This window comes from Nodosilinea sp. LEGE 07088 (assembly GCF_015207395.1).
In the GTDB taxonomy this organism is placed as follows: domain Bacteria; phylum Cyanobacteriota; class Cyanobacteriia; order Phormidesmidales; family Phormidesmidaceae; genus Nodosilinea.
Window position 1 is genome coordinate 1 of the sequence record NZ_JADEWX010000111.1, and the last position, 20,376, is coordinate 20,376.

Annotated in this window: 13 protein-coding genes and 1 pseudogene; 8 read left to right on the forward strand and 6 right to left on the reverse strand. The window is 61.6% G+C overall.

Going from position 1 to position 20,376, the window contains the following annotated elements:
* The 5 genes and pseudogenes from IQ254_RS20500 to IQ254_RS20520 form a co-directional block, all read left to right on the forward strand.
* Positions 1-477 (forward strand): annotated as a pseudogene (locus IQ254_RS20500) (hypothetical protein); the annotation flags it as partial.
* A gap of 93 nt (positions 478-570) precedes the next feature.
* A complete protein-coding gene (locus tag IQ254_RS20505) occupies positions 571-2,094 on the forward strand; it encodes a hypothetical protein (protein ID WP_193968020.1) in 1,524 nt (507 codons plus the stop codon).
* A gap of 10 nt (positions 2,095-2,104) precedes the next feature.
* The gene (locus tag IQ254_RS20510) at positions 2,105-4,267 is read left to right on the forward strand and encodes a hypothetical protein (protein WP_193968021.1); all 2,163 of its coding nucleotides are present in this window, start codon (positions 2,105-2,107) and stop codon (positions 4,265-4,267) included.
* A 2-nt stretch (positions 4,268-4,269) separates the two neighbouring features.
* Positions 4,270-5,829 carry a hypothetical protein gene (locus tag IQ254_RS20515; RefSeq protein WP_193968022.1) on the forward strand — a complete coding sequence of 520 codons (1,560 nt, stop codon included), beginning with the start codon at positions 4,270-4,272 and terminating at the stop codon, positions 5,827-5,829.
* A 122-nt stretch (positions 5,830-5,951) separates the two neighbouring features.
* The gene (locus IQ254_RS20520; protein ID WP_193968023.1) at positions 5,952-7,295 is read left to right on the forward strand and encodes a D-alanyl-D-alanine carboxypeptidase; all 1,344 of its coding nucleotides are present in this window, start codon (positions 5,952-5,954) and stop codon (positions 7,293-7,295) included.
* Here the strand turns inward: IQ254_RS20520 and IQ254_RS20525 are convergent.
* A complete protein-coding gene (locus tag IQ254_RS20525; protein ID WP_193968024.1) occupies positions 7,265-8,527 on the reverse strand; it encodes a lipid-A-disaccharide synthase-related protein in 1,263 nt (420 codons plus the stop codon). The genes IQ254_RS20520 and IQ254_RS20525 overlap by 31 nt on opposite strands.
* Before the next feature lie 221 nt (positions 8,528-8,748).
* Between IQ254_RS20525 and ggt the strand changes: the two genes are divergently transcribed.
* On the forward strand, positions 8,749-10,641 hold the full coding sequence (gene ggt, locus IQ254_RS20530) for a gamma-glutamyltransferase (protein ID WP_228040934.1): 1,893 nt from the start codon (positions 8,749-8,751) through the stop codon (positions 10,639-10,641).
* 345 nt (positions 10,642-10,986) lie between these two features.
* Here the strand turns inward: ggt and IQ254_RS20535 are convergent, their stop codons facing one another.
* From IQ254_RS20535 to IQ254_RS20555, 5 genes are all read right to left on the reverse strand, one after another.
* On the reverse strand, positions 10,987-11,640 hold the full coding sequence (locus IQ254_RS20535; RefSeq protein ID WP_193968025.1) for a bifunctional 4-hydroxy-2-oxoglutarate aldolase/2-dehydro-3-deoxy-phosphogluconate aldolase: 654 nt from the start codon (positions 11,638-11,640) through the stop codon (positions 10,987-10,989).
* A 95-nt stretch (positions 11,641-11,735) separates the two neighbouring features.
* A complete protein-coding gene (locus tag IQ254_RS20540; RefSeq protein WP_193968026.1) occupies positions 11,736-12,551 on the reverse strand; it encodes an ABC transporter permease in 816 nt (271 codons plus the stop codon).
* A 151-nt stretch (positions 12,552-12,702) separates the two neighbouring features.
* Positions 12,703-13,557: an ABC transporter permease gene (locus IQ254_RS20545; protein WP_193968027.1), complete on the reverse strand. Its 855-nt coding sequence runs from the start codon at positions 13,555-13,557 to the stop codon at positions 12,703-12,705.
* Between the two features lie 186 nt (positions 13,558-13,743).
* Entirely contained in the window at positions 13,744-15,048 is a 1,305-nt protein-coding gene (locus IQ254_RS20550) for a PotD/PotF family extracellular solute-binding protein (protein ID WP_193968028.1), read from the reverse strand.
* Positions 15,049-15,110: 62 nt separating this feature from the next.
* Positions 15,111-16,286 carry an ABC transporter ATP-binding protein gene (locus IQ254_RS20555; RefSeq protein ID WP_193968029.1) on the reverse strand — a complete coding sequence of 392 codons (1,176 nt, stop codon included), beginning with the start codon at positions 16,284-16,286 and terminating at the stop codon, positions 15,111-15,113.
* Between the two features lie 545 nt (positions 16,287-16,831).
* Here IQ254_RS20555 and ptsP point away from each other — a divergent pair.
* Both ptsP and pfkB read left to right on the forward strand, forming a co-directional pair.
* Positions 16,832-19,276, forward strand: a complete 2,445-nt coding sequence (gene ptsP / locus IQ254_RS20560) for a phosphoenolpyruvate--protein phosphotransferase (protein WP_193968030.1) — start codon at positions 16,832-16,834, stop codon at positions 19,274-19,276.
* Positions 19,273-20,214 (forward strand): 1-phosphofructokinase, encoded by a 942-nt coding sequence (gene pfkB, locus IQ254_RS20565; protein ID WP_193968031.1) that lies wholly within the window; start codon positions 19,273-19,275, stop codon positions 20,212-20,214. The genes ptsP and pfkB overlap by 4 nt, the downstream gene beginning before the upstream one ends.
* The last annotated feature ends 162 nt before the right edge of the window (positions 20,215-20,376 follow it).

A 20,376-nucleotide genomic window follows, 5' to 3' on the forward strand; every position in this document is an offset into this window, starting at 1 on the left:
CCCCAGCTGCGCATGCGCTACAAACCCCGCCCCACCGAAATCCGCGCCGGGGGCCTGGTAGCTGTACCCCGCCTGCCGCTGGGGGGCTCGACCTGGCGCTACCTACAGGTCGAGGGCGACAACCCGATCTTCACCGACAGCCGCCCGCTGTGGACCACCGAGGGCCGCCGCATCGGCGATGACCCCAACGCTATCGACCCCGAGTCGGGCCGCTTTGACCTGGAGCCACCGCCCCCCAGCCACTTTGACGCCAGTCTGTTTGCCTTTTTGCCCGCCGCCCGGGTGTGGCTGAGCTGGCAGCCGTACCAACCGGCCTCGGTGCTGGTGCGTTTGCAGCGGCTACAGGCGGGGGAAGCCATTGACCCCATCATCATTGACCGGGTGTGGGCGGGCATGCAGCAGGTGCGGCCTGCCGGGGTGCAGGTACAGTTGGCCCTGGGCGACGACCTGCTGCGGGGCGAGAGTTCCACGGGCTAACCGATTCGCCCCTCCTTTTAACCCACCCGCACAGCGCACCGACCGTCCTGACCACAACCATTCTCATCAGCAAGGATTTAAGAGGTAAATACCATGGGCCTACTAGCAGACGCGATCGGCAATAAAGTCGCCGGAGAACTGATCAAATCCCAGGATTGGAACCAGCTGGTGGCGGCCCTGGAAACGGTGGAAGCCAGCCTCACTGAGCGAGTCGATAGCCTGGAGACCACCCTGACCGGGCAGATCACCACCCTGGGCGAACAGATCACTGGGTTGCGCACCGATGTCGATGCCCTAGAAGCGGTGGTCAACCCGCTGTTGCAGCAGTATTATCGCCTCAATCTCAGCACCGCCCGGGTGAGCTACGCCCTGGGTCAGCTGGCCGAAATTACCGTGCAGCTGACCGATTTGCAGGGCAATATCCCCACCTTTACGGCCCAAAATCGTCCCTGGGTAGACCTGGTGTCCACCTGGGGCCAGTTTAAGCCGGTGTCGGGTTTTGCCAGCCGGGGTGGCGTGGGCGATCGCACCCTGTCGGTGCAGGTCAACACCAGCGGGTTAGCTCAGGTGCAGCTGCGCTCCGACTACGCCGAAGGACTGGCCGACGAAGACGAAGATGAAATGGCCGTGGTGTTGCAAAGCCGTCCCCAGGGCATGACCACCACCGTGGCCGAGGCCATTCTCAATGCCACCACCCCCCTGGAGGCGCGCCCCACCTACCAGCTACTGCGCAGCGAATACGAGCGCTCTAGCCGGGTGCAAACCTACCTCGACACCCACTACATTCGCCACCCGGCGATCGCGGTGGGCACCCTGCTGCCCAGGTTGGGCAGCCGCTGGCGCGAATATCGGGCCACGGTGATGGCCTTTGTCAAACCCGACAGCGACCCCACTACCGCCGATGCCAGCCTGGGGGTGAGCTCGCTGCAAGTTACCTTCCGCGACTGGATCGGCCCCTGGATTGTGGACTACATCAACCCGCCCGTGGTAGAGCTACCGGTGGATCTCTACCGCGATCGCCTGCGGCCTAGAATTACCCCCCGCTATGCCGAATCCACCGAGCTGCTCAAAACCGAAGTCGCCGACATCGTGCGCGACAAAGGCCTACTGGGCAAACAGCGCGACTACCGGGTGTTAAACGAAGCCCTCAACCAGCTCAACCCCGAGGTGGCGCCCCCCTTCCTCAATGTGTTGACCGAGTCGATGCGCGACGCCATCGGCATTCAGCAGGCCCTGGGGGCCTCCCAAACCAAGGCCATCGGCATCACCACCCAGGAGGTGGGTTTTAAGGTCTTTAGCGATGCTGCCCTGCGGGCCGACACCAACACCGCCGCGGCCCAAGAGACCCTGGCGGCCAACCTACAGACCCAGGTGAATCAGAGCCTCGACCAGGCCCGCCAAACCCTCCAGCAGGAGCAGCAGGCCTTTCGGGCCTCGATTGAGTCTGAAAATGGCGTCGTGCAGCGGGCCATTCGCCAGCAGATTTCACCCCTGCAAGACCAGGTGTCGGTGCTGCGCAACCTCGACCCTGCCGTGGTCAATCGCCAGCTTCAGGATGTGGCCGCCCTGAGAACCCAGGTCGAAGCCATTCTGCCCAACCTCCGTCTGCCCCGTTGAGGATAGTCCTATGCCCGCCACCCTCGATATGGTTCAGCTCCAGGCCGAGCTTCAGGCCCTGCGCGAGCAGGTTGTGCTGCTCCAGCAGCAGGTTCGGCGTCCCCAGGTCGCCCTCGAATCGTCGCGCCCCGCCCCCTTTTTAGGCCAGTCGCTGGTGCTGACGGGTACCGTCACCGATGGCACGGGGCAGCCCCAGGGGGGCACAGCGGTGGTGGTGGCCACCACCTGGGGCCGACTGCGCAGCCGCGATCGCCTGGTGGCCCAGCAGGGCAGCAGTCTGGCGGTGACCACCGACGCCGAGGGCCGCTTTAGCCTCGACCTGCTGCCGCCTACCTCAGAAGATCTGCTGGCGGCCCAGCAGGGGGCTCTAGAGCCGCTGCTGGCCCGTCTCGATGCCACAGCAACGACCCCGCACCAGACCGCAGCTGACCTGCGAGAAATGGCCCAGCTCTACCAGTGGGATGTCAACCACGCCTATCGACAGGCCCTAGACATCTACTTCCGAGACTTTGGCGAGGGGCTGCTGGAGTCGGTCAACCGGCACGACTACCTGCAAGCGTGGGACTACCTCGAAGCCACGGTCACGGCCTATGTGCAGCCGCCGGGCAGCACTACTGTCGCCGGGTTAGGTACCCTGATGGTGCCCTTTAGAAACTGGCTCGGGCCCTGGCTGGAGGTGTTTCTCTCCCTCTCCCAGACCCAGAACCCCCTACCGGCGGTGCTTGACGCGCTGCAAAAAACCAGCCCCCTGGGGAACCTCCAGGAGGGGGTATATCGGCGGGTGAGCGACTATGTGGGCAGCCAGTCGGGCATTGTCGGGGCCTACATTGGCCGCAAGGTGGTCGAAAAAACCGTGCAGTCGTTTCTGTTGGAGGGGCTAGATAGTGTGGAAGATGCTGGTATCAAGGCCGACCTGGCCCCAACGCTGAATATGGCCAGCGGTCTGCTGGCGGTGGGCGGCGTCAGCGGTCTGCAAAGCGTGGTGCAAACCCGCCGCGATCTGAAGCAAGAGGTGGGTAGCCAGGTCGAGGCCAGTGGCATAGCGGTGGGGGCTCTCAGCGATCGCGTCGCGAGTATGGCCACCCAGGTCACGGGGCTGCAAACGGCCTTTGGCACCGTGGACAGCCGCGTGGGGACTCTGACCACCCAGCTCACAGGACTGCAAACGTCCCTGGGCTCGGTGGATAGTCGGGTGGGCACCCTGACCACCCAGCTCGGCGATGTGCAATCGAGCCTGGGCACGGTGTCGGGCCGAGTGACCACGCTGCAAACTCGCTTCAACCAGTTCGATAGCCGCGTCGGCAGCCTGGTCACGGATCTGGGCACCGTGCAGGAGCAGGTGGCGGGCTTTCAGGGACGCTTTGCCCAGGTAGATGACCAGGTGGGCCGTCTCTCCACCCAATTCGGCGGTCTACAGCGCAGCGTTGAACAGCTCGATGCCAGCACGACCACCCGCTTTACCCAAATTGGTGGCCGCATTGGCACTCTAGAGGGACGGCTGACGCTGGTCGACAACCGCTTTGGTACGGTGGTGGGCCGAGTCGATACCCTACAGACCACGGTGATCGACTTCGACCGCACCGTGGCGAACGTCAGAGACTCGGTGGGCCAGGTGAGCGATCGCATCGACACCCAAGCCGCAACCATCGCCACCCTTCAGGCCCAAGACCGAGAATTTGACGGCCAGATCACCACCCTCCAGACCCGCAGCCAGGCCACCGATGGCCGCGTCACGGCGCTAGGCCAAGAGGTGGTGGGCCTCAGGCAAGATACCGTCAGCCTCAACAACAGCCTCGCTCTGACCAACAATTCTCTGGATGGCCTGCAGCGCAACGTCAGCACCCTGAATACCCAGGTCGGTAGATTAGACACCCGGGTCACCACCGTCAGTGGGCAGGTGGGCCGCCTCTCCACCAGCGTTACCAGCCTGGATACCCAGTTCGGCGACCTCAACAGTCAGGTGGTCAATCTCGATGGCCGATTCAGCAACTTGAACGGTCGTATGGTCAATCTTGATGGCCGGTTCAACACCCTCGATGGCCAGGTCGGTGGCCTGCAGCGCAACCTGGTTACCCTCAACCGCGCTGCCAGCAGTCGCATTGTGGGGCTCGAAGACTCTATCAGCCGCGTCGGCAACAACGTTTTATCTCTGCGTACAGACCTTAACCAGTAGCTATGGTTCTTCCCCTCGGCACCCATACCCTAGACCTGGCCACGGGCCAGCCGCCCCGCCTCAGTTTTCGCCAAGGGTGGACGCTCGACCTACCGTCGGGTTACGGCACCCTCCAGGTGGCCCCCGGCGCTCAAATCCAGGCAGAATTTCTCGCCCTCACCTTCAACGCTCTGGCCAGCGGGGCGGTGGTCGCCGCCAGCTGCAGCAGCCAGGGGGGCGGCGTGCGAGTCGAGCTAGCCCTGCCCCTGCGCCTGTATCGGGTGGTGGCGGCCAGCGGCGTGACGGGTATTATCACCGTGCATCGGGTGGATGGCAGCGCGATCGCTGAGCAGGCCACCGCCACCGTCGGCAGCGGCGGCCTGCTGGCCCAAGAATTCACCGATCGCCAGTTTGTGCTCAAACGCGCCGGGGGCAATCTCGCCCCGGCCCAGATTGCCCAACTGTGGTTTACCAGCTACCCCACCACCCCCCGCTTCGGCCTAGTCGATGAAACCGACTCGCTGATTTCTCTCTGGCAAGCGCCAGGGCAGCTCATCACCAGCTCTGCCCAGAGCAAGTTAACCCTTGCCAACGAAGACTTTCAGCCCCTGGAGCGGTTTTTGGCGGGGCCGTCAACCTCCACCCTCAAGCTGGTGGCCGAGTCTGATGCCCCCTGCCGATTGCAGCTCACCCATGCCAGTCTGGGCTACCGCCGACGGTACCAGGGGTTTGCCCCCCAGGCCGCTGCCCTCACCAAGCAAGTGCTGCGCTTTCAAGGCCATGACCTGCGGCCCCAGGCCGTAGCGCTGACGCTGCCACCCCAGGTACAGGCCGCCTCGCTACAGCTCAGCGTCAGCCTCAAGGGCTCCCAGTCTTCTAGAGCACCCTCGGCGATCGCCACCCTAGCGCCCCCCAGCCAGCGCCAGGGGGTCGAGTTGTGGCCCCAGCAGTGGGCGGGGCTGCCCTTGACCCCGGCGCTGGCCACCCGCTACAGCGGCGTCACCCTGGGGTTGTTGCTGCTGCGATCGCCCACCACCCTCACCGTCGATCTGCACACCGATGCCGACGGTCTCCCCGGCCCAGTGCTGGCCCAAGTCAGCCAAACTATTCAGGCAGCCACCCAGCCCCAGTGGATCACCCTGGGTTTCCCAGCGCCAGTGGTGCTCTACCGCCAGCCCTACTGGTTGCTGGTGAGCGCCAGCGACCCGGCCCTCTGGCTCACCCAACCCGGCGCGGGAGAGCTCTATCTACTCGAAAGCTCCTCCCAGACCCTCTGGCATACCCGCCACCACTACCCCAATACCCAAGCGCTGTATCAGGGGTTAGAGCCCGCTGCCCCCGCCCCCGACGGCAGCCCGACGGGGGCGGGGGGGCATCCCGCCCTGTCGTTGCAGATTGCCAATGTGGCCTTGCCCCACCGTTGGCATCCGGAGCGCGATCGCATTGAGGTTGACCTGATGGCGGGCGGGCCTGCTCACCAGGCTGGGGCGGCGGTAGCGCTGACGATTGCGACCGCATCCTCTGGCATCGTTACCGTTTACGCCCCCAGCATTGAGTACCGGCCCCCGGCTGAGCCCAGTTGAGGCCATTGCCCAGCTTGACGATACGCAGCTCAACGACAGCAAGGGCGATCGCAACTCAGACAACTGAGGTATCTTAGTCGGGGAAACCTCTGATCCCTAGCCCTATGGAAAAGTAGCAACAAATGGCTGTTCTATCGCTATTGGCCATGCCCCTCGGGTTGCTCTCCGTTCTCTTGGGGCCTGGCGAGCTGCAGGTCTTGCAACCCGCCGGGCTCGACCCCGCCGCCATCCAGGTAGAGTGGCAGTCACCCTGGATCGCCGGGTTGACCCACGACCCGGTGCTCGATCAGATCGTTGAACAATACCTGGCCGGGCTGCGGCGGCAGGGCTGGTCGGTACCCGACCAGGGAGTTTGGATTCAGGTGGGCCAGAGCGTCATTACCGAGCACCAGGGCGAGGTACCGCTGCCTGCCGCGTCACTCACGAAGCTGGCTACCACCCTGGTCGCCCTGCAAACCTGGCCCCTCGACCACCGCTTTAATACGCGAGTGGGTCTTCACGGCACCGTGCAGGCGGGGGTGCTCAACGGCGATTTAGTCATTGAGGGCAGCGGCGACCCGCTGTTTGTCTGGGAAGAAGGCATCGTGTTGGCCAACCGCCTACAGGCTCTGGGCATTGAGCGGATAACGGGGGACGTACTCGTCACCGGCTCCTTCACGATGAACTTTGAAGAACATCTCAATGCCTCCCTTGCGGCTCTAGAGCAGTCGATGTCAGCCGAACGCTGGGGCCGCGACGCCCGCCAGGCCTACGCCAGTTTGCCCCCAGATACACCTCAGCCCAGCCTGCAAGTCGATGGGCAGGCCCGCTGGGTTCCCGCCGCCGACCTGGAGGCTGTGGCCATCGATTGGGTGATACAGCATCAGTCGCTGCCGCTGGTGGCGATTCTCAAGGCGATGAATATCTACAGCAACAATGCCATGGCCGAAATGATGGCCGATCTAGTGGGTGGGCCAGAGCAGGTGGTGGCCCAAGCTACCACGGCCGCCGAGCTGCCGCCGGAGGAACTCAGTCTGATCAATGGGTCGGGCCTGGGTACCGAAAATCAGATGTCGGCACGGGTGGCCGTGGCCATGACCGTCGCTATTCAACAAAAGCTGAGCGCCCAGGGTTTTTCGGTAGTAGATGTGCTGCCGGTGGCGGGCGAAGATATCGGCACCCTGATCGATCGCCGCCTGCCCCCCACGGCAGCGGTGAAGACGGGCAGCCTGGCAGAGGTCAGCGCCCTGGCTGGTATGGTGCCCACCGCCCAAAAAGGCCCGGTGTGGTTCGCCATTATTAATCAGGGTTGGGATATCCCCGATCTACGGGTGCAGCAAGACCAGCTGTTGCAGGCCATCCAGGCTCACTGGGGCGTAGCCGATGCTCCCCCCGAGCTGAGAACTAAGGTCGTGATGCAGACCGGGCCCTATCGCTATGGCGACCCCAGCCGCAATCAGGTGGCCAAGGAAGCCGCCCCGGAGTAGGGGGGCTGGGCAGAGTGCTGATGCACGGCTTTGGCGATCGCCCCTGCTGCCCCCGGCAGGCCCATGCGGCGACGACCGTTTTCAGCAATCTGCTGGAGCCGGGGACTATCGGCCAGACAGACCTGGAGCGTCGCCCCGGCTGCCCTAGGGTCATGGAGCAGCAAAATCGACGGCCCTAGCAGCCGCGACTGGGCCTCAGCAAAGGCGTAGGTAAACTGGGGGCCGGAGCCAGGAAAGGTAAGCACGGGTTTGCCGAGGCCCACTGCTTGCTCAGTCGCGGTGCCCGCCGTAGCGATCGCCGCGTCGGCCAGGTGCAGGCACTCGGCAAAGGCGTTGGTGGTCAGCACCAGCACCCCGTTGCCGCACTGAAAGGTGGGGTACTCGCCTGCCACGGACTGCCAGCCCGCATCCAGCAGCACGTCTTTAAACGCCGCCAGGTTGAGCGACGGGGCCAGGGCGGCCAGCAGGCGCACCTGGCGATCGCCGAAGGTCTCCATCACCGAGGCGATCGCGCTCACCATTCGTTGCCAGTTATCAAAGGCCTCCGGCGCGCGGGAGCCGGGCAGCAGCGCCAGGGTGAGCCGAGTCGGCGCGGGGGGAAAGGTGGCGGTGAGCCGAGCCAGTTTGTCGGCGCGGGTTTCCAGCTCGTCCATCATCGGGTTGCCGGGGTAGAGGGCTGGCACCCCCAGCCGTTGCAGCGTGTCGGCGGTCAGCTGGTCACGCAGAAACACCCCCTGGCAGCGGGGGCGCGCCATCAGCCACCGTTCCCAGGGTACATAGACCGAGCCCGACCAGCCCTCTAGCATTGGGCGACCGGGCAGGCGATGCGCTTCATTGCGAAGGTAATATTCTGACTTGGCGGTACCAATAAAAAAATACTCGGCCCCGCTCTGCCAGGCGATCGCCAGGGGCACAATATCTCCCACCGCCAAAATTTTGCCGCCGCTCTTCGCCCAATCTCGGGCTGTCTTGAGCTGGGCCAGGGTGAGCCCCACCAGCCCCCCCTGCAAATCGCGCAATAGCTCATGGCGATCCATATAGATGAAGCCACCGGAGGGCATCGCCTGGGTAGGCCCCTGAATGGCAATGCCTGCCTTTTCGTAAGCTCGCCCTTCACCCACTATGGGCAGCGCCGCTAGGGTTGGGGCACCGGGTAGCTGGCGTAACTGCTTGAGAATGCGAACCGCAATGCCGTCTTCGCCGTGGCCATTGCTAATGCAGAGTAGCTTCATCGTCAGGGAATCAATACCATCCCCAACCCTAGCAGAAAATGAATGGGGCTCACGATGGGAAGATAGGGCGATGGGGCGGGTCGACTATTGGCGATCGCCCCGCAGCGGCTAAAACCTTGAGACTTTCGGGGTCGCACAGCACAGCCATCAACCGGGTGTTGGCCCCTGAATTGAATCTCGTTATTCGGATAGGGTCTCAAGCGTCGGGTTAAGCTACGGTGATGCAGGCAAACAGGCGAGACATAACGATAGCTAGGCGAATTGTGCTGGGGGCAATGGGGGTCTGCCTCTGCGCCTGGCTGGTAGTCAATCAAGGGCTGCGGGCTCAGACGACGCCCTTTGTGGCCGAGGGCTACGGTGGAGCCGTGGCCACCGCCGATGCCCAGGCCACCCAGGTGGGCATTGACGTGTTGCAGCAGGGCGGCAATGCGATCGATGCGGCGGTGGCCAGCGCTGCGGCCCTGGGGGTGGTAGAACCCTTCTACGGCGGTATTGGCGGGGGCGGATTCATGGTGATCTACCTAAAGGAGAGCGATCGCGTCATCACCCTCGATGGGCGCGAGCAGGCCCCGGCCTCGGCCAGTGTGGACATGTTCAACGACCCCGAGAATCCTGGCGTAGCGCTGCCCTTTGCACCCCACCGCATTTCCTCCGGGGCGGCGGTGGGGGTGCCGGGCACGCTGCTGGAATGGGCCGAGGCCCTGAGTCGCTACGGCACGCTGTCGCTGGCGGAGGCGCTCCAGCCTGCGATTGCCCTGGCGGAAGAGGGCTTTGTCGTAGACGAAACCTTTGCCAGTCAGGTCACCCAAAACCAGCTCCGCTTTGCCGCCTTTACCTCGACGCAAGACCTCTTTCTGCCTGGCGGACAGCCGCCAGCGATTGGCTCTCGCCTCAAAAACCCCGATCTGGCCAAGACCTATCGCCTGCTGGCGACGCAGGGCGTAAATGCCTTTTATCGGGGAGAGATTGGGGCGGCGATCGCCCAGACGGTGCAGCCGCCGCCCACCATAGCCGAACCGCCGTTTCCGGTTATTCCCGGCGGCATGACCCTGACGGATCTCGATCGCTACGCCGTGCGAGTGCGTCCGCCGACAGTGACCCCCTATCGGGGCTACACCCTCTATGGCATGGGCCTGCCCAGCAGCGGCGGCCTCACCACGGGAGAAATCTTTCGCCTGCTGGAGGGGTTTGATCTGAGCCCGACTAACCCCGCCCAGACCTGGCACCGCGTCATCGAAGCCGAGCGGCTGGCCTTTGCCGACCGCAATGCCTATCTGGGCGACCCCGAGTATGTGGATGTGCCCCTGGCCGGGTTGCAAAGCGAGGAATTTATCGCCACCCGCCGCGCCCTGATTGGCGGTGGCGAAGCCTTTCCGGAGGAAAATCGCGCCCCCCAGGCCGAGCCTGAGTTTCGCGCTACTCCCGGCAATCCAATCCCCTACCAGAGTGACCCCAGCCCCAGCCTGACGACCTTTCAGCCCGTTGCTCAACCCAAGGGGCCAGAGGGTACCTCAACGACCCATCTGGTCACCTGCGATCGCAGCGGCAATGTGGTGTCCTATACCTTCACCATCGAATCGATTGGTGGGTCGGGCATTGTGGTACCGGGCTACGGCTTTTTGCTCAACAACGAGCTCACCGACTTTGACCTGGGCGTGCCGCACCCCAACGTGCCCGAGCCGGGCAAACGCCCCCGCAGCAGCATGGCCCCGACAATCGCCCGCGGCCCCGAGGGCGAAATGCTGGCCTTTGGCTCTCCGGGAGGCTCGACCATCATCACCACCGTGGCGGGGATAGCGGTGAACCTGATCGACCTGGGGATGACGCTGCCCGATGCGATCGCCGCCCCGCGCATTTCCCAGCGCAACGGCGGCACCACCCAGGTGGATGGCGACTTTGAGCAGACAGCGGTGGGGCAGGCCCTCACTGACCTGGGCCATAGTCTGGAGCCAGTACCTGAAATTGGAGCGGCAGTGGGGCTCATTCATTATCCCGATGGCTTGACGACGGTGGCGGCTGAGCCCGTGCGGCGAGGCGGTGGCACGGCTATGGTGTTGATGGACGCCGCTACTCGACAAACTCTTGGGCGAAGTAGCCTTATCCTTCCACCCTAGAAATGAAGCATGTGGCCGAACAGGGAGGGGCTTTTGGATTTTGGGAAAATGAGCCCGACATTTACACTCTTGAAGATGGAGAACCTGTCTCATGGTCGTGAAGGGTGATGTTGTACTGGTTAATTTTCCATTCCCGTTCCGGGAGGCTTCGCCAACGGTTAAGCAGCCCCGGATAGGTGGGCAAAGCTGCAAGGGTTTGCTGAAATTGTGGCGGCGGTGTTGCAGTCAGGTGAGCCCCTGCGCCGAGGACTAGAAGTCCAAGGCTCAAAGCCGAAGTCTTCTGAAGAGGATTAGGGTTGGCTACCCCAGTCTGCTTTAGCAAACTTTCATCGTGAGCCAGGGAGTTCACTCCCTGGTGGTTGTGGCCTGGCTCAGCCTGTGTACGAGATCGGCAGAGAGTTGGGCGATCGCACCCCAGTTTTGCGCTGCCACCAGCGGCCTGGGGAACAGACTGGTAGACAACCCCACGGCGATCGCCCCCGCCTGCACCATCGCCTGAGCGTTCTCCACCGTGACGCCGCCCGTGGGCACCAGGGGAATGTGCCCCAGCGGTTCGCCCACGGCCCGCACATAGCTGGTCCCACCCATTGCACCAACGGGGAAAACCTTAACCGCCGCCGCCCCGGTCTGCCAAGCGGTCACAATTTCGTTGGGGGTGAGGGCACCGGGCACGATGGGTATCGCCATCCTCTGGGCCAGGTCGATCAGCGCCGGGTCGGTGTGGGGACAAAAGCAAAACTGCGCCCCCGCTGCCCCGGCAGCTTTGAGATCGGCAGTGGATAGGGCCGTACCGACACCAATGGTGCAGTGGGGCAGCTGGTGCCGGAGCTTGTTCACCAGATCTTCAGGTTCGGCACTCGTCCAGGTGATTTCGAGCAGCCGCAAGCCCCCCTCCTCGGCGGCATTGGCCAACTGCAGGCCCACCTCTACTGTGGGGGCGCGAATAACGGCGATCGCCCGATGCTGCCGCAGCAGCTGCAAAAACGACTCTCGTTCCATGGCCCCATCCTAATTTTAGATTTTGGATTTTGGCAGAGGTGGGGCGAAATAGCCAGATCCCAATCTAAAATCGCTCCGCCAAAATCCAAAATTCCCTAGGCCTTCCCGCGCTGGCGCTTGACCACCGCTGTATAGGCAAAGTAGGCGATCAAAATTAGCGATGCCGAGAAGATCGTGGTCAAGGTGCCCAGGGCATAAAGGGCGGGAGAGGTGACGTTGGTGGTCATGCCAAAGATTTCTAGCGGCAGAGTATTGTTTTGCCCCGACACCAGCGATGTACGGGTGAACTCGTCGTAGGAGAGGGTAAAGGTCAGCAGCCCCACCCCCAGCAAACTGGGCGCAATCAACGGCAGCACAATCTCCCAAAAGGTTTTGGGGTCGGTGGCCCCCAGGTCGCGAGCGGCCTCTTCGTAGGAGGGGTCAAAGCGGTTGAAAATACCCAGCATGATCAAAAATGCGATCGGCAGCGTCCAGGTCAGGTGCGCCCCCAGGCCCGAGCTAAACCAGTTGGTCGGCCAGCCCATCACCTGAAACACCACCCCAATGCCCAGGGAAACCAGAATGCTCGGCACAATCAGGCTGGCGATGGTCATATAAAAGATCACTGTGGAGCCTTTGAAGCGCTGGCGAAAACCCATGCTGGCTAGGACTGAGGCGGTGATCGTGATGGCCATGACGGTGGCCCCGAGCAGGAGCGATCGCACAAACGGCTCGATAAAGTTGCCCACCCGCTGCTCTTGAAACACCTGCCCCAGCCAGTAGAAGCTCAAGCCCCGCATCGGGAAGGTGAGCGCCCCATCTGGCCCCTGGAGCGACAGCATAAAAATAGTGATCATCGGGCCGTAGAGAAACAGCACGAACAGGCAGAAGAATGCCAGCAGCAGGTAGAAGGAAAGAGCCCGTTTTTGCATGGTTGGTTACTGAGGGTGTGACATGGTGGGCAGTGCCCACCCTACGGTTTTCCAAATCCCCTCCTGGGAGGGGTAGGGGTGGGTTTGTTGATGCCAACCCACCCCGCCCTATCGGGCACCCCTCCCAGGAGGGGATTTTAGAGACTAGGTTCTACAGCTCTTTGCGAATATCCAGCACCCGCAAAATTGAGACAATAATCAGCATCGTCACCGCCAGCAGCACGATCGCATTCGCCGCCGCCAGCGGGTACTGCAAACTGCCGATCTGGGTTTGAATGAGCTTGCCAACTGAAGCCGACTGACCACCCCCCATCAGCCGCACCGTCACAAACTCACCCATCACCAGCGTGACGATAAAAATCGAGCCAATGGCAATACCCGGAGCCGACAGGGGCAAAATCACTTCTTTGAAAATCTGTACACCAGATGCACCCAGGTCTTCAGCCGCAGTGATCAAGGAGCGCTCGATGCGCATCAGGCTGTTAAAAATCGGCGCGATCATAAAAATGATGTAGAGGTGCACCATACCCAGCACCACCGCAAAGTCGGAGTAGAGCAGAAACTCCAGCGGCTGCTGAGTCAGGCCAATTCCCATCAAAATTTGGTTGACTAACCCCTCTCGACCCAGCAGCGGCACCCACGAAATCATCCGAATGATATTGGAGGTCCAAAAGGGAATCGTGCAGACCAGAAACAGCAAAATTTGCCACTCTAGCTTGGGCACATGGAAGGCCAGAAAATAGGCCACCGGGTAACCAATTAGCAGCGTTGCCACCCACACCAAGCCTAAAAACTTGAACGTATTCAGATAGGTCTTAAGGGTGACATCGGTAAAAATTCCCTGGTAGTTGGCCAGGGTAAACGCCGGCGTCATCGAGTAGCCGTTAAACTCCCAGAAGCTCACCACCCCAATCATCACAATGGGGAACACCAAGAACAGCAGAAACACCAAGGTCTGCGGCGTAATCAGCGCGTAGGGCTTAAAGGCTTTCCAGGTTTCAGACATAGGGGGAAAGTAGGGAGGTCAGGACTCGTAGGATGGGCAAAGCCTGCGTGCCCATCAAAATCAATCAAAGGAATACAGGGCTTGTAGGATGGGCAAAGCCCGCGTGTCTATCAACATTCACCCGAATCACGAGAGATGGGCACGGGCAGGGCCCTTTGCCCATCCTACGCAATCCTCATTTTTGGTCTAGGAGGCGATAAACTCGTTCCACTTCTGCACCAGGTAGGTGTTTTCTTCCATAGTCGAGTTCCAGCAGACGATGTTGCCAAAGCGCTCATCAAAGGAGCCGCCGTCGCGCACGGTACCGGTCTTGGCCAGGGTCTTGCCGAAGGGGTCAACGATATCTTCGGCGGCGGGCTTGCCTTCGTACCAGAAGTCCCACTCGGACGCTGACATAAACTTCTGGGCGGTTTCGGGGGCAGCACTGTAGTAGCCCTGGCGACCGAGGAATGCCCCCACCCAGCCGTCGAGCATCCAGTTCATGTACTCGTAGGCAGCATCAAGTTGCACACCCTCTAGATTTTTGGAGAGGCCAATGCCGCCGCCCCAGCCCCGGTAGCCTTCTTTGAGGGGGGCGTAGATGCACTCAATGCCCTGGGCCTGCACAGCAGTGACGGCGGGCGACCACATCGATTGCAGCACCACTTCACCCGAGCTCATCAGGTTGACCGACTCGTCAAAGGTCTTCCAAAAGGCGCGGAACTGACCGTTGGCCTTTTGTTCTTTGAGAATGTCGATGATCTGGTCAATTTCGGCCTTGGTCATGTTGCCCTTGTCGGCAAAGGTCATCAACCCTAGCGACTCGGCCACCATGGCGGCATCCATAATGCCGATTTGAGGGATGTCGAGGATCGAGGTTTTACCCTTAAATTCTTCATTAAATAGCTCTCCCCAGGTCTCAATCTTGCGGCCCACCAGGTCGGGGCGATAGCCCAGGGTGTCGGCGTTGTACTGGAAGGGAATCAGCGTGGCGTAGTCGGTGGGGGTATCAGAAAATTCCTTGGAGTCGGGGCCGGTGAGGTACTGCACTTTGTAGGGAGCTGTACCCTGGGATTTTTCGACCGGCATGCCCTTAAATTCGCCGGTTCTAAAGAAGGAGACAATCTTGTCGTAGTTGGTGATCCGGCTAATGTCGATGGGCTGGAGGTTGCCCGAGGGCACTACCAGGGGCAGGCTGAAATATTCGCCGTCGAAGATGTCGTACTGGCCGGGCTGAGTGATGGCAATTTGGTTGTTTTCCTCGGTGCTAAGGGCGCGCATGTCGAACTTAAAGCCCAGGTCTTCTTGGGCTTTGTCGCGAATATCGTTGATTTGCGACACGCCGGTACCGATCAGCCGCAGGGTGACATCTTTACTCTGGTTGGTGTTGACCTCGGGGCCGGGGGCCGGATTGTTGGGGGTTCCTGAGGGGGCGGCGCAGCGGGTGGCCGTGACAAAAGCTCCAGCAGCAAGGCCGGTACGGATGACGTGGCGACGAGAAAACTTAGCCATAGTGAGTAATTCAGTTCATGAACAACGATGGAATGTGGGAGAAGAACGTCGGCAGGGACGGCCTAGTGGGGCAGAAACACGCAGTCGGCGGCGGCCCAGTCGAGCACCACTACCTGACCTTCCGTAAATGAAGTCGTCAGCCAGTCGGGGGTGCGGGCTTTGTAAAGCACTTCCATACCGCCGCGCTCGAGCACCAATGATACACGGGTGACGTAACCGGTAAACTCGATGGCAGTAATGCGGGCAGTAACCCGATTGTTGACGGGGCCAGCGACTGACTGCTCAGCCTCTGCCAGGGATGTGATCTGCATCAGGTCAGCGCGGATGCAGCAGGCGGCCTCGGTGCCCACCTGAGCATAATCTCCCTGGCACAGCAGGGTACCTAGGTTTGGCACGTCGAGCTGAATCAGCTGACCCTGGGTATCTTGTACCGCGCTGGTGATGGTGCCGGGGAAGATATTGTTGTCGCCAGTGAAGCTGGCGACAAACTTCGACAGGGGCCGCGAAAAGATCTCGACGGGGGTGCCCACCTGATCGACTCGGCCATGGTCCATCACCACAATTTGGTCAGAGAGGGAGTAGGCTTCGTCTTGGTTGTGGGTGACCTGGAGAAAGGTCATGCCAAACTGACGCTGAAGCTTGCGCAGCTCACCTCGGGTTTTGACCCGCAGCGATTCGTCGAGGGCGCTGAGGGGTTCGTCGAGCATCAGTACCTGGGGTCGCGTGACCAGGGCGCGGGCTAGAGCGACCCGCTGCTGCTGACCACCACTGAGTTGGCCAGGCTTGCGATCGCTAAACTGAGTCAGCCCCACGATCTCTAAAATTTCGCCCACTCGCCGGCGCCGCTCATCGATCCTGAGGCCGCGCATTTTGAGGCCAAAATCGATATTGTCCCACACGGTTTTGTGGGGGAACAGCGCATAGCTTTGAAACATCATGGCGGTGTTGCGCTGGGTAGCGGGCAGATCATTGACCCGGGTATCGCCAATGTAGACATCGCCTGCAGAAATATCTTCGTGCCCCGCAATCATGCGCATGGTGGTGGTTTTGCCGCAGCCACTGGGGCCGAGCAGGCAGGTGTAGGAGCCAGCCTGGATATCTAGGGTAATGTTTTGCACCGCTGCGAAGGAGCCGTATCGCTTGGTCACATCTCGCAGGGAAACACCCTTCGCCTCCGCCTGGAGCCCTTCAGGCACTGCCTGAAGGGCGATCGCAGACTCTGTCTTCACATCTTGCATAGCTGGGGGTAATAGTTTTGAGCGCAATCTAAGCAGTAAAAGCAGCTGGGGGCAAGCCAATTTCGACCGAGGGTTGCTCAGGTCACTTATAGAATTCTCTACCCGGTGTCCACTGTATGCAGAGATACATTTCTGACTGGTGGTGAGGGTAGGGCTAGGTAAAGGTGCCTAAAATTTGGGCCACCCGCCATGGTCGCCTGGAAACGGTTTAACCGGCAATCATGAGTTGATAGCGGATTTTAAGGCGTTTGAGACCAGTTTGAGTCAAGGAATTTACATTCCTAAAACTAGCCACAAAACTTAAGGCAATGTCTAAGGAAATATAACAAACCAGCCCTAGTCGCCGTTGGTCTTGAACAATTAAATCATCGGGCATCAGGGCCTATAAGGCTTGATCCCTGACCAGGAAACGTCAATGCTCTGGGCGAGTTTTGTGTATTTGCGTTTGCCCATGCCAGGTTCAGTTTAGGGTTTGCCATGCCCCCGGAGTCAGGCACTACCGCTAGACTCAAACCCGGTTCAATTCTTCACTGAGAGACCGTTGAATGATTAACCTAACGCCGGGGAATGTGCGGCTTAAGGCGATCGCCCGCAATCGAGAAGAGGCCATTCGCCAGGCTGGAGAACTGCTGGTGGCCAGTGGGCACATTCAGCCGGGTTATGTCGATAGCATGCTGGCTCGAGAGGCTCAGGCCAATACCTACCTGGGCAACAGCATTGCCATTCCCCACGGGCAGCCCGCTCAGCGCGACCTGATTGTGACCACGGGCATTGCGGTGGTGCAAATCCCCGCCGGGGTGGAGTGGAACCCGGGCGAAGTGGTGCGGCTGGTGGTGGGCATTGCGGCCAAGTCGGACGAGCACCTGCAGATTCTCACCAACCTCACCCACGTGCTGGATGACCCCGCCGCTGTTGACCAACTGGTAGCGGCAGATGATTCCCAGGTCATTATCGATCGCCTCACGGGCCAGGCCGCCGCCAGCGGTGGCCTGGATACCGAGGGCTTTGACCAGTTTGTGGATGTCACCATCGATGCGCCCACCGGGCTGCACGCTCGCCCTGCAACGGTGTTTGTCGATCTAGCAAAATCCTTTAGGGCCGAGGTGCGGGTGCGCTACGGCGACCAGGTGGCCAACGGCAAAAGTCTGATGTCGCTGCTCAAGCTGGGGGTCGAGAAGGATGGCGTGGTGCGGGTACTGGCTAAGGGTAGCGACGCTGCCCAGGCGCTAAAAGCCTTGCAACAGGCTGTGTTAGACGGCCTAGAGGAAGAGGCAGAGGTCGCCGCCGCAGTGCCCGAGTTACCGGCCCTAGAGCTGGAGAGCGCTTCGATCGCAGGAGTAGCGGCATCGCCGGGGCTGGCGATCGCCCCTCTCCATCGCTTTCACCGCACCACATTGACCTTCGCCGCCACCGCTGCGGATGCTGCTGCCGAGCAGGAAAGTCTGAAGACCGCGATCGCCGCCGCCGATGCCGATCTGGCTGACCTGTATGACACGATCAAACTGCGATCGGGCAAGGGTAAGGCGGCGATCTTTCAGGCCCACCGCGAGTTTTTGGCCGACCCTGAGCTGCAGCAGGAGGCCCTAGACCGCATTCCCCCCCACCACAGCGCTCCCTGGGCCTGGCAGCAGGTGATTGAAGCCAAGGCCAAAGAGCTGGAGGCCCTGGCCGATCCGGTACTGGCGGGCCGGGCGGCAGACCTGCGCGACGTGGGCCAGCGGGTGCTGACGCGGCTGGTGGGGGCGGGGGAGGCCGTCCAGGGCCTGCCCAATCATCCGGTAATTCTCATTGCCGACGACCTGACGCCGTCGGATACGGCGGGGTTAGACCCCGAGAAGATTCAGGGGTTTTGCACCGCAACGGGTGGGGCGACATCCCACACGGCGATCATAGCGCGATCGCTCAACATTCCCGCCGTGGCCGGCGTCGGTATGGGGATTTTTGATTTGGCCGAGGGGGGGGCGGCAATTTTGGATGGCGATCGCGGCCAGCTCTACCCGCACCCTACCCCAGCGGATCTAGAGACCGCCAGACAGGCCCAGTCAGAACGCGCCCAGCTGCGCGACGTGGAGCGACAAACCCGCTTTCAGCCTGCGATCACTACCGATGGCTACCGGATTGAAGTGGTCGCCAACATCGGTGGCCCCAAGGATGCGGCCTCAGCGATTAACGCCGGGGCCGAAGGGGTGGGCCTGCTGCGGACAGAATTTTTGTTTCTCAACCGTACCGCACCGCCCACCGAAGACGAACAGTACGCCGCCCTCAGCCAGATGACCCAGGCCCTCAACGGTCTGCCTCTGATCGTGCGCACCCTCGATATCGGTGGCGATAAGCCCGTGCCCTACCTCGACCAGCCCGCCGAAGACAACCCCTTCCTGGGCATTCGCGGCATTCGCCTCTGCCTGGAGCGCACCGACCTGTTTGAAACCCAGCTGCGGGCGATTCTGCGGGCGGCCCAGGTTGGCTACATCCGCGTCATGTTCCCGATGATTGCCACTCTGGACGATATTCAAACGGCTAAGGCCATACTGGCGTCGGTGCGAGATGCGATCAACGGCCCTCCGGTCGAAATCGGCATGATGGTAGAAGTGCCCAGCGCTGTACTCATGGCGGCAGAATTTGCCCAGGAGGTCGACTTTTTCTCGGTGGGCACTAACGACCTGACCCAGTACCTGCTGGCGATGGATCGGGGCCACCCCACCCTGGCTAAACAGGCCGATGCCCTGCACCCCGCCGTGCTGCGGGCGATCTACCAGACGGTGCAGGGGGCAAGGCTGGCGGGCAAATGGGTCGGTGTCTGCGGCGGCCTGGCGGGCGACCCCCAGGGGGCCAAGATTTTGGCCGGGCTGGGGGTCAAAGAACTGAGCCTGGATATCCCCAGCATCCCCCAGATCAAGGCGCGGCTGCGGGGCGCTTCCATGCAGCAGATGAAGCGGCTGGCCCAGCGGGCGATCGCCTGCCGGACGGCTGAGGAGGTGAGAGCCCTATGACCCACCCTATCGCTACGGTGACGCTCAACCCCGCGATCGACCAGACCATCTCGATTCCCAACTTTCGGGCCGACGCGGTGAACCGGGTAGCCTGGCGACAGGACGACGCTGGCGGCAAGGGGGTCAACGTCGCTTCGTTTCTCGCTGTGGCAGGCTATAAAGTCAGCGTCAGCGGTTTCTTGGGCCGCGAGAATGACGCCCTGTTCAAAACCCTGTTTCACCAGAAGGCCATTGCCGATCATTTTGTGCGCCTGCCCGGCGAAACCCGCATCAATATCAAAATTGTCGATGACGCCCAAAACCAGGTGACCGACATTAACTATCCCGGCCAAGAACCTACCCATAGCGATGTGACAGCGCTAAAGGCAGCGATCCATGCCCTGGCCCGCACCTGCGACTGGTTTGTGTTCTCGGGTAGCGTGCCTGGGGGCCTGCCGACCACCATCTATGACGAGCTGATCGGCCCCCTTAAGGCCCAGGGTAAAACCGTGGTGCTCGACACCAGCGGCGACGCCCTGCGCCATGGCCTGCCGGCCAAGCCCGACCTGATCAAACCCAACCAGGCCGAACTAGAAGAAGTGCTGAATACCCGTCTGTCTGGCCCCACCGCGATCGTCGCCGCCGCCCGCGAGCTGATCGCCTCGGGCATTGCTTACGTGGTGGTGTCGATGGGGGCCGATGGGGCGCTCTTTATCGATCGCACCCAGGCATTCCATGCCCAGCCCCCGGCGATGGTGGTCAAAAGCACCGTCGGCGCGGGCGACGCCATGGTGTCGGGCACCGTCGCTGGGTTGCTCAGCGGCGAATCGCTACGGAACTGTGCCACCCTGGCCACGGCCTTCTCCATGGGGGCACTGAGCCAGATCGGCCCGCGCCTGCCGCCCCTCGAAAAGATTCAGGCCATGCGGAAACTGGTCATTGTGCGGGAGGTGAGCTGATCCCCCAACTGCCTGTGTTAAAGCTGACTTATTGGTTCCCCTTGAAAAGGGGGAGGTGTCTTCCCTCAGAGGATCTCAGCATTGTGAGCGGTGCATTGCGGAGCGACATGGGCTTGAAGGTTGTTCAGAATAGCTGGCCGCGAATACACCCTACCCACCCCC

Bases quoted from the DNA above. Each gene is read 5' to 3' on its own strand.
- pfkB (WP_193968031.1), top strand. From the start codon at position 19,273: ATGACCCACCCTATCGCTACGGTGACGCTCAACCCCGCGATCGACCAG.
- ptsP (WP_193968030.1), top strand. From the start codon at position 16,832: ATGATTAACCTAACGCCGGGGAATGTGCGGCTTAAGGCGATCGCCCGC.
- IQ254_RS20555 (WP_193968029.1), bottom strand. From the start codon at position 16,286: ATGCAAGATGTGAAGACAGAGTCTGCGATCGCCCTTCAGGCAGTGCCT.
- IQ254_RS20520 (WP_193968023.1), top strand. From the start codon at position 5,952: ATGGCTGTTCTATCGCTATTGGCCATGCCCCTCGGGTTGCTCTCCGTT.
- IQ254_RS20545 (WP_193968027.1), bottom strand. From the start codon at position 13,557: ATGTCTGAAACCTGGAAAGCCTTTAAGCCCTACGCGCTGATTACGCCG.
- ggt (WP_228040934.1), top strand. From the start codon at position 8,749: ATGCAGGCAAACAGGCGAGACATAACGATAGCTAGGCGAATTGTGCTG.
- IQ254_RS20535 (WP_193968025.1), bottom strand. From the start codon at position 11,640: ATGGAACGAGAGTCGTTTTTGCAGCTGCTGCGGCAGCATCGGGCGATC.
- IQ254_RS20515 (WP_193968022.1), top strand. From the start codon at position 4,270: ATGGTTCTTCCCCTCGGCACCCATACCCTAGACCTGGCCACGGGCCAG.
- IQ254_RS20510 (WP_193968021.1), top strand. From the start codon at position 2,105: ATGCCCGCCACCCTCGATATGGTTCAGCTCCAGGCCGAGCTTCAGGCC.
- IQ254_RS20540 (WP_193968026.1), bottom strand. From the start codon at position 12,551: ATGCAAAAACGGGCTCTTTCCTTCTACCTGCTGCTGGCATTCTTCTGC.
- IQ254_RS20505 (WP_193968020.1), top strand. From the start codon at position 571: ATGGGCCTACTAGCAGACGCGATCGGCAATAAAGTCGCCGGAGAACTG.
- IQ254_RS20525 (WP_193968024.1), bottom strand. From the start codon at position 8,527: ATGAAGCTACTCTGCATTAGCAATGGCCACGGCGAAGACGGCATTGCG.
- IQ254_RS20550 (WP_193968028.1), bottom strand. From the start codon at position 15,048: ATGGCTAAGTTTTCTCGTCGCCACGTCATCCGTACCGGCCTTGCTGCT.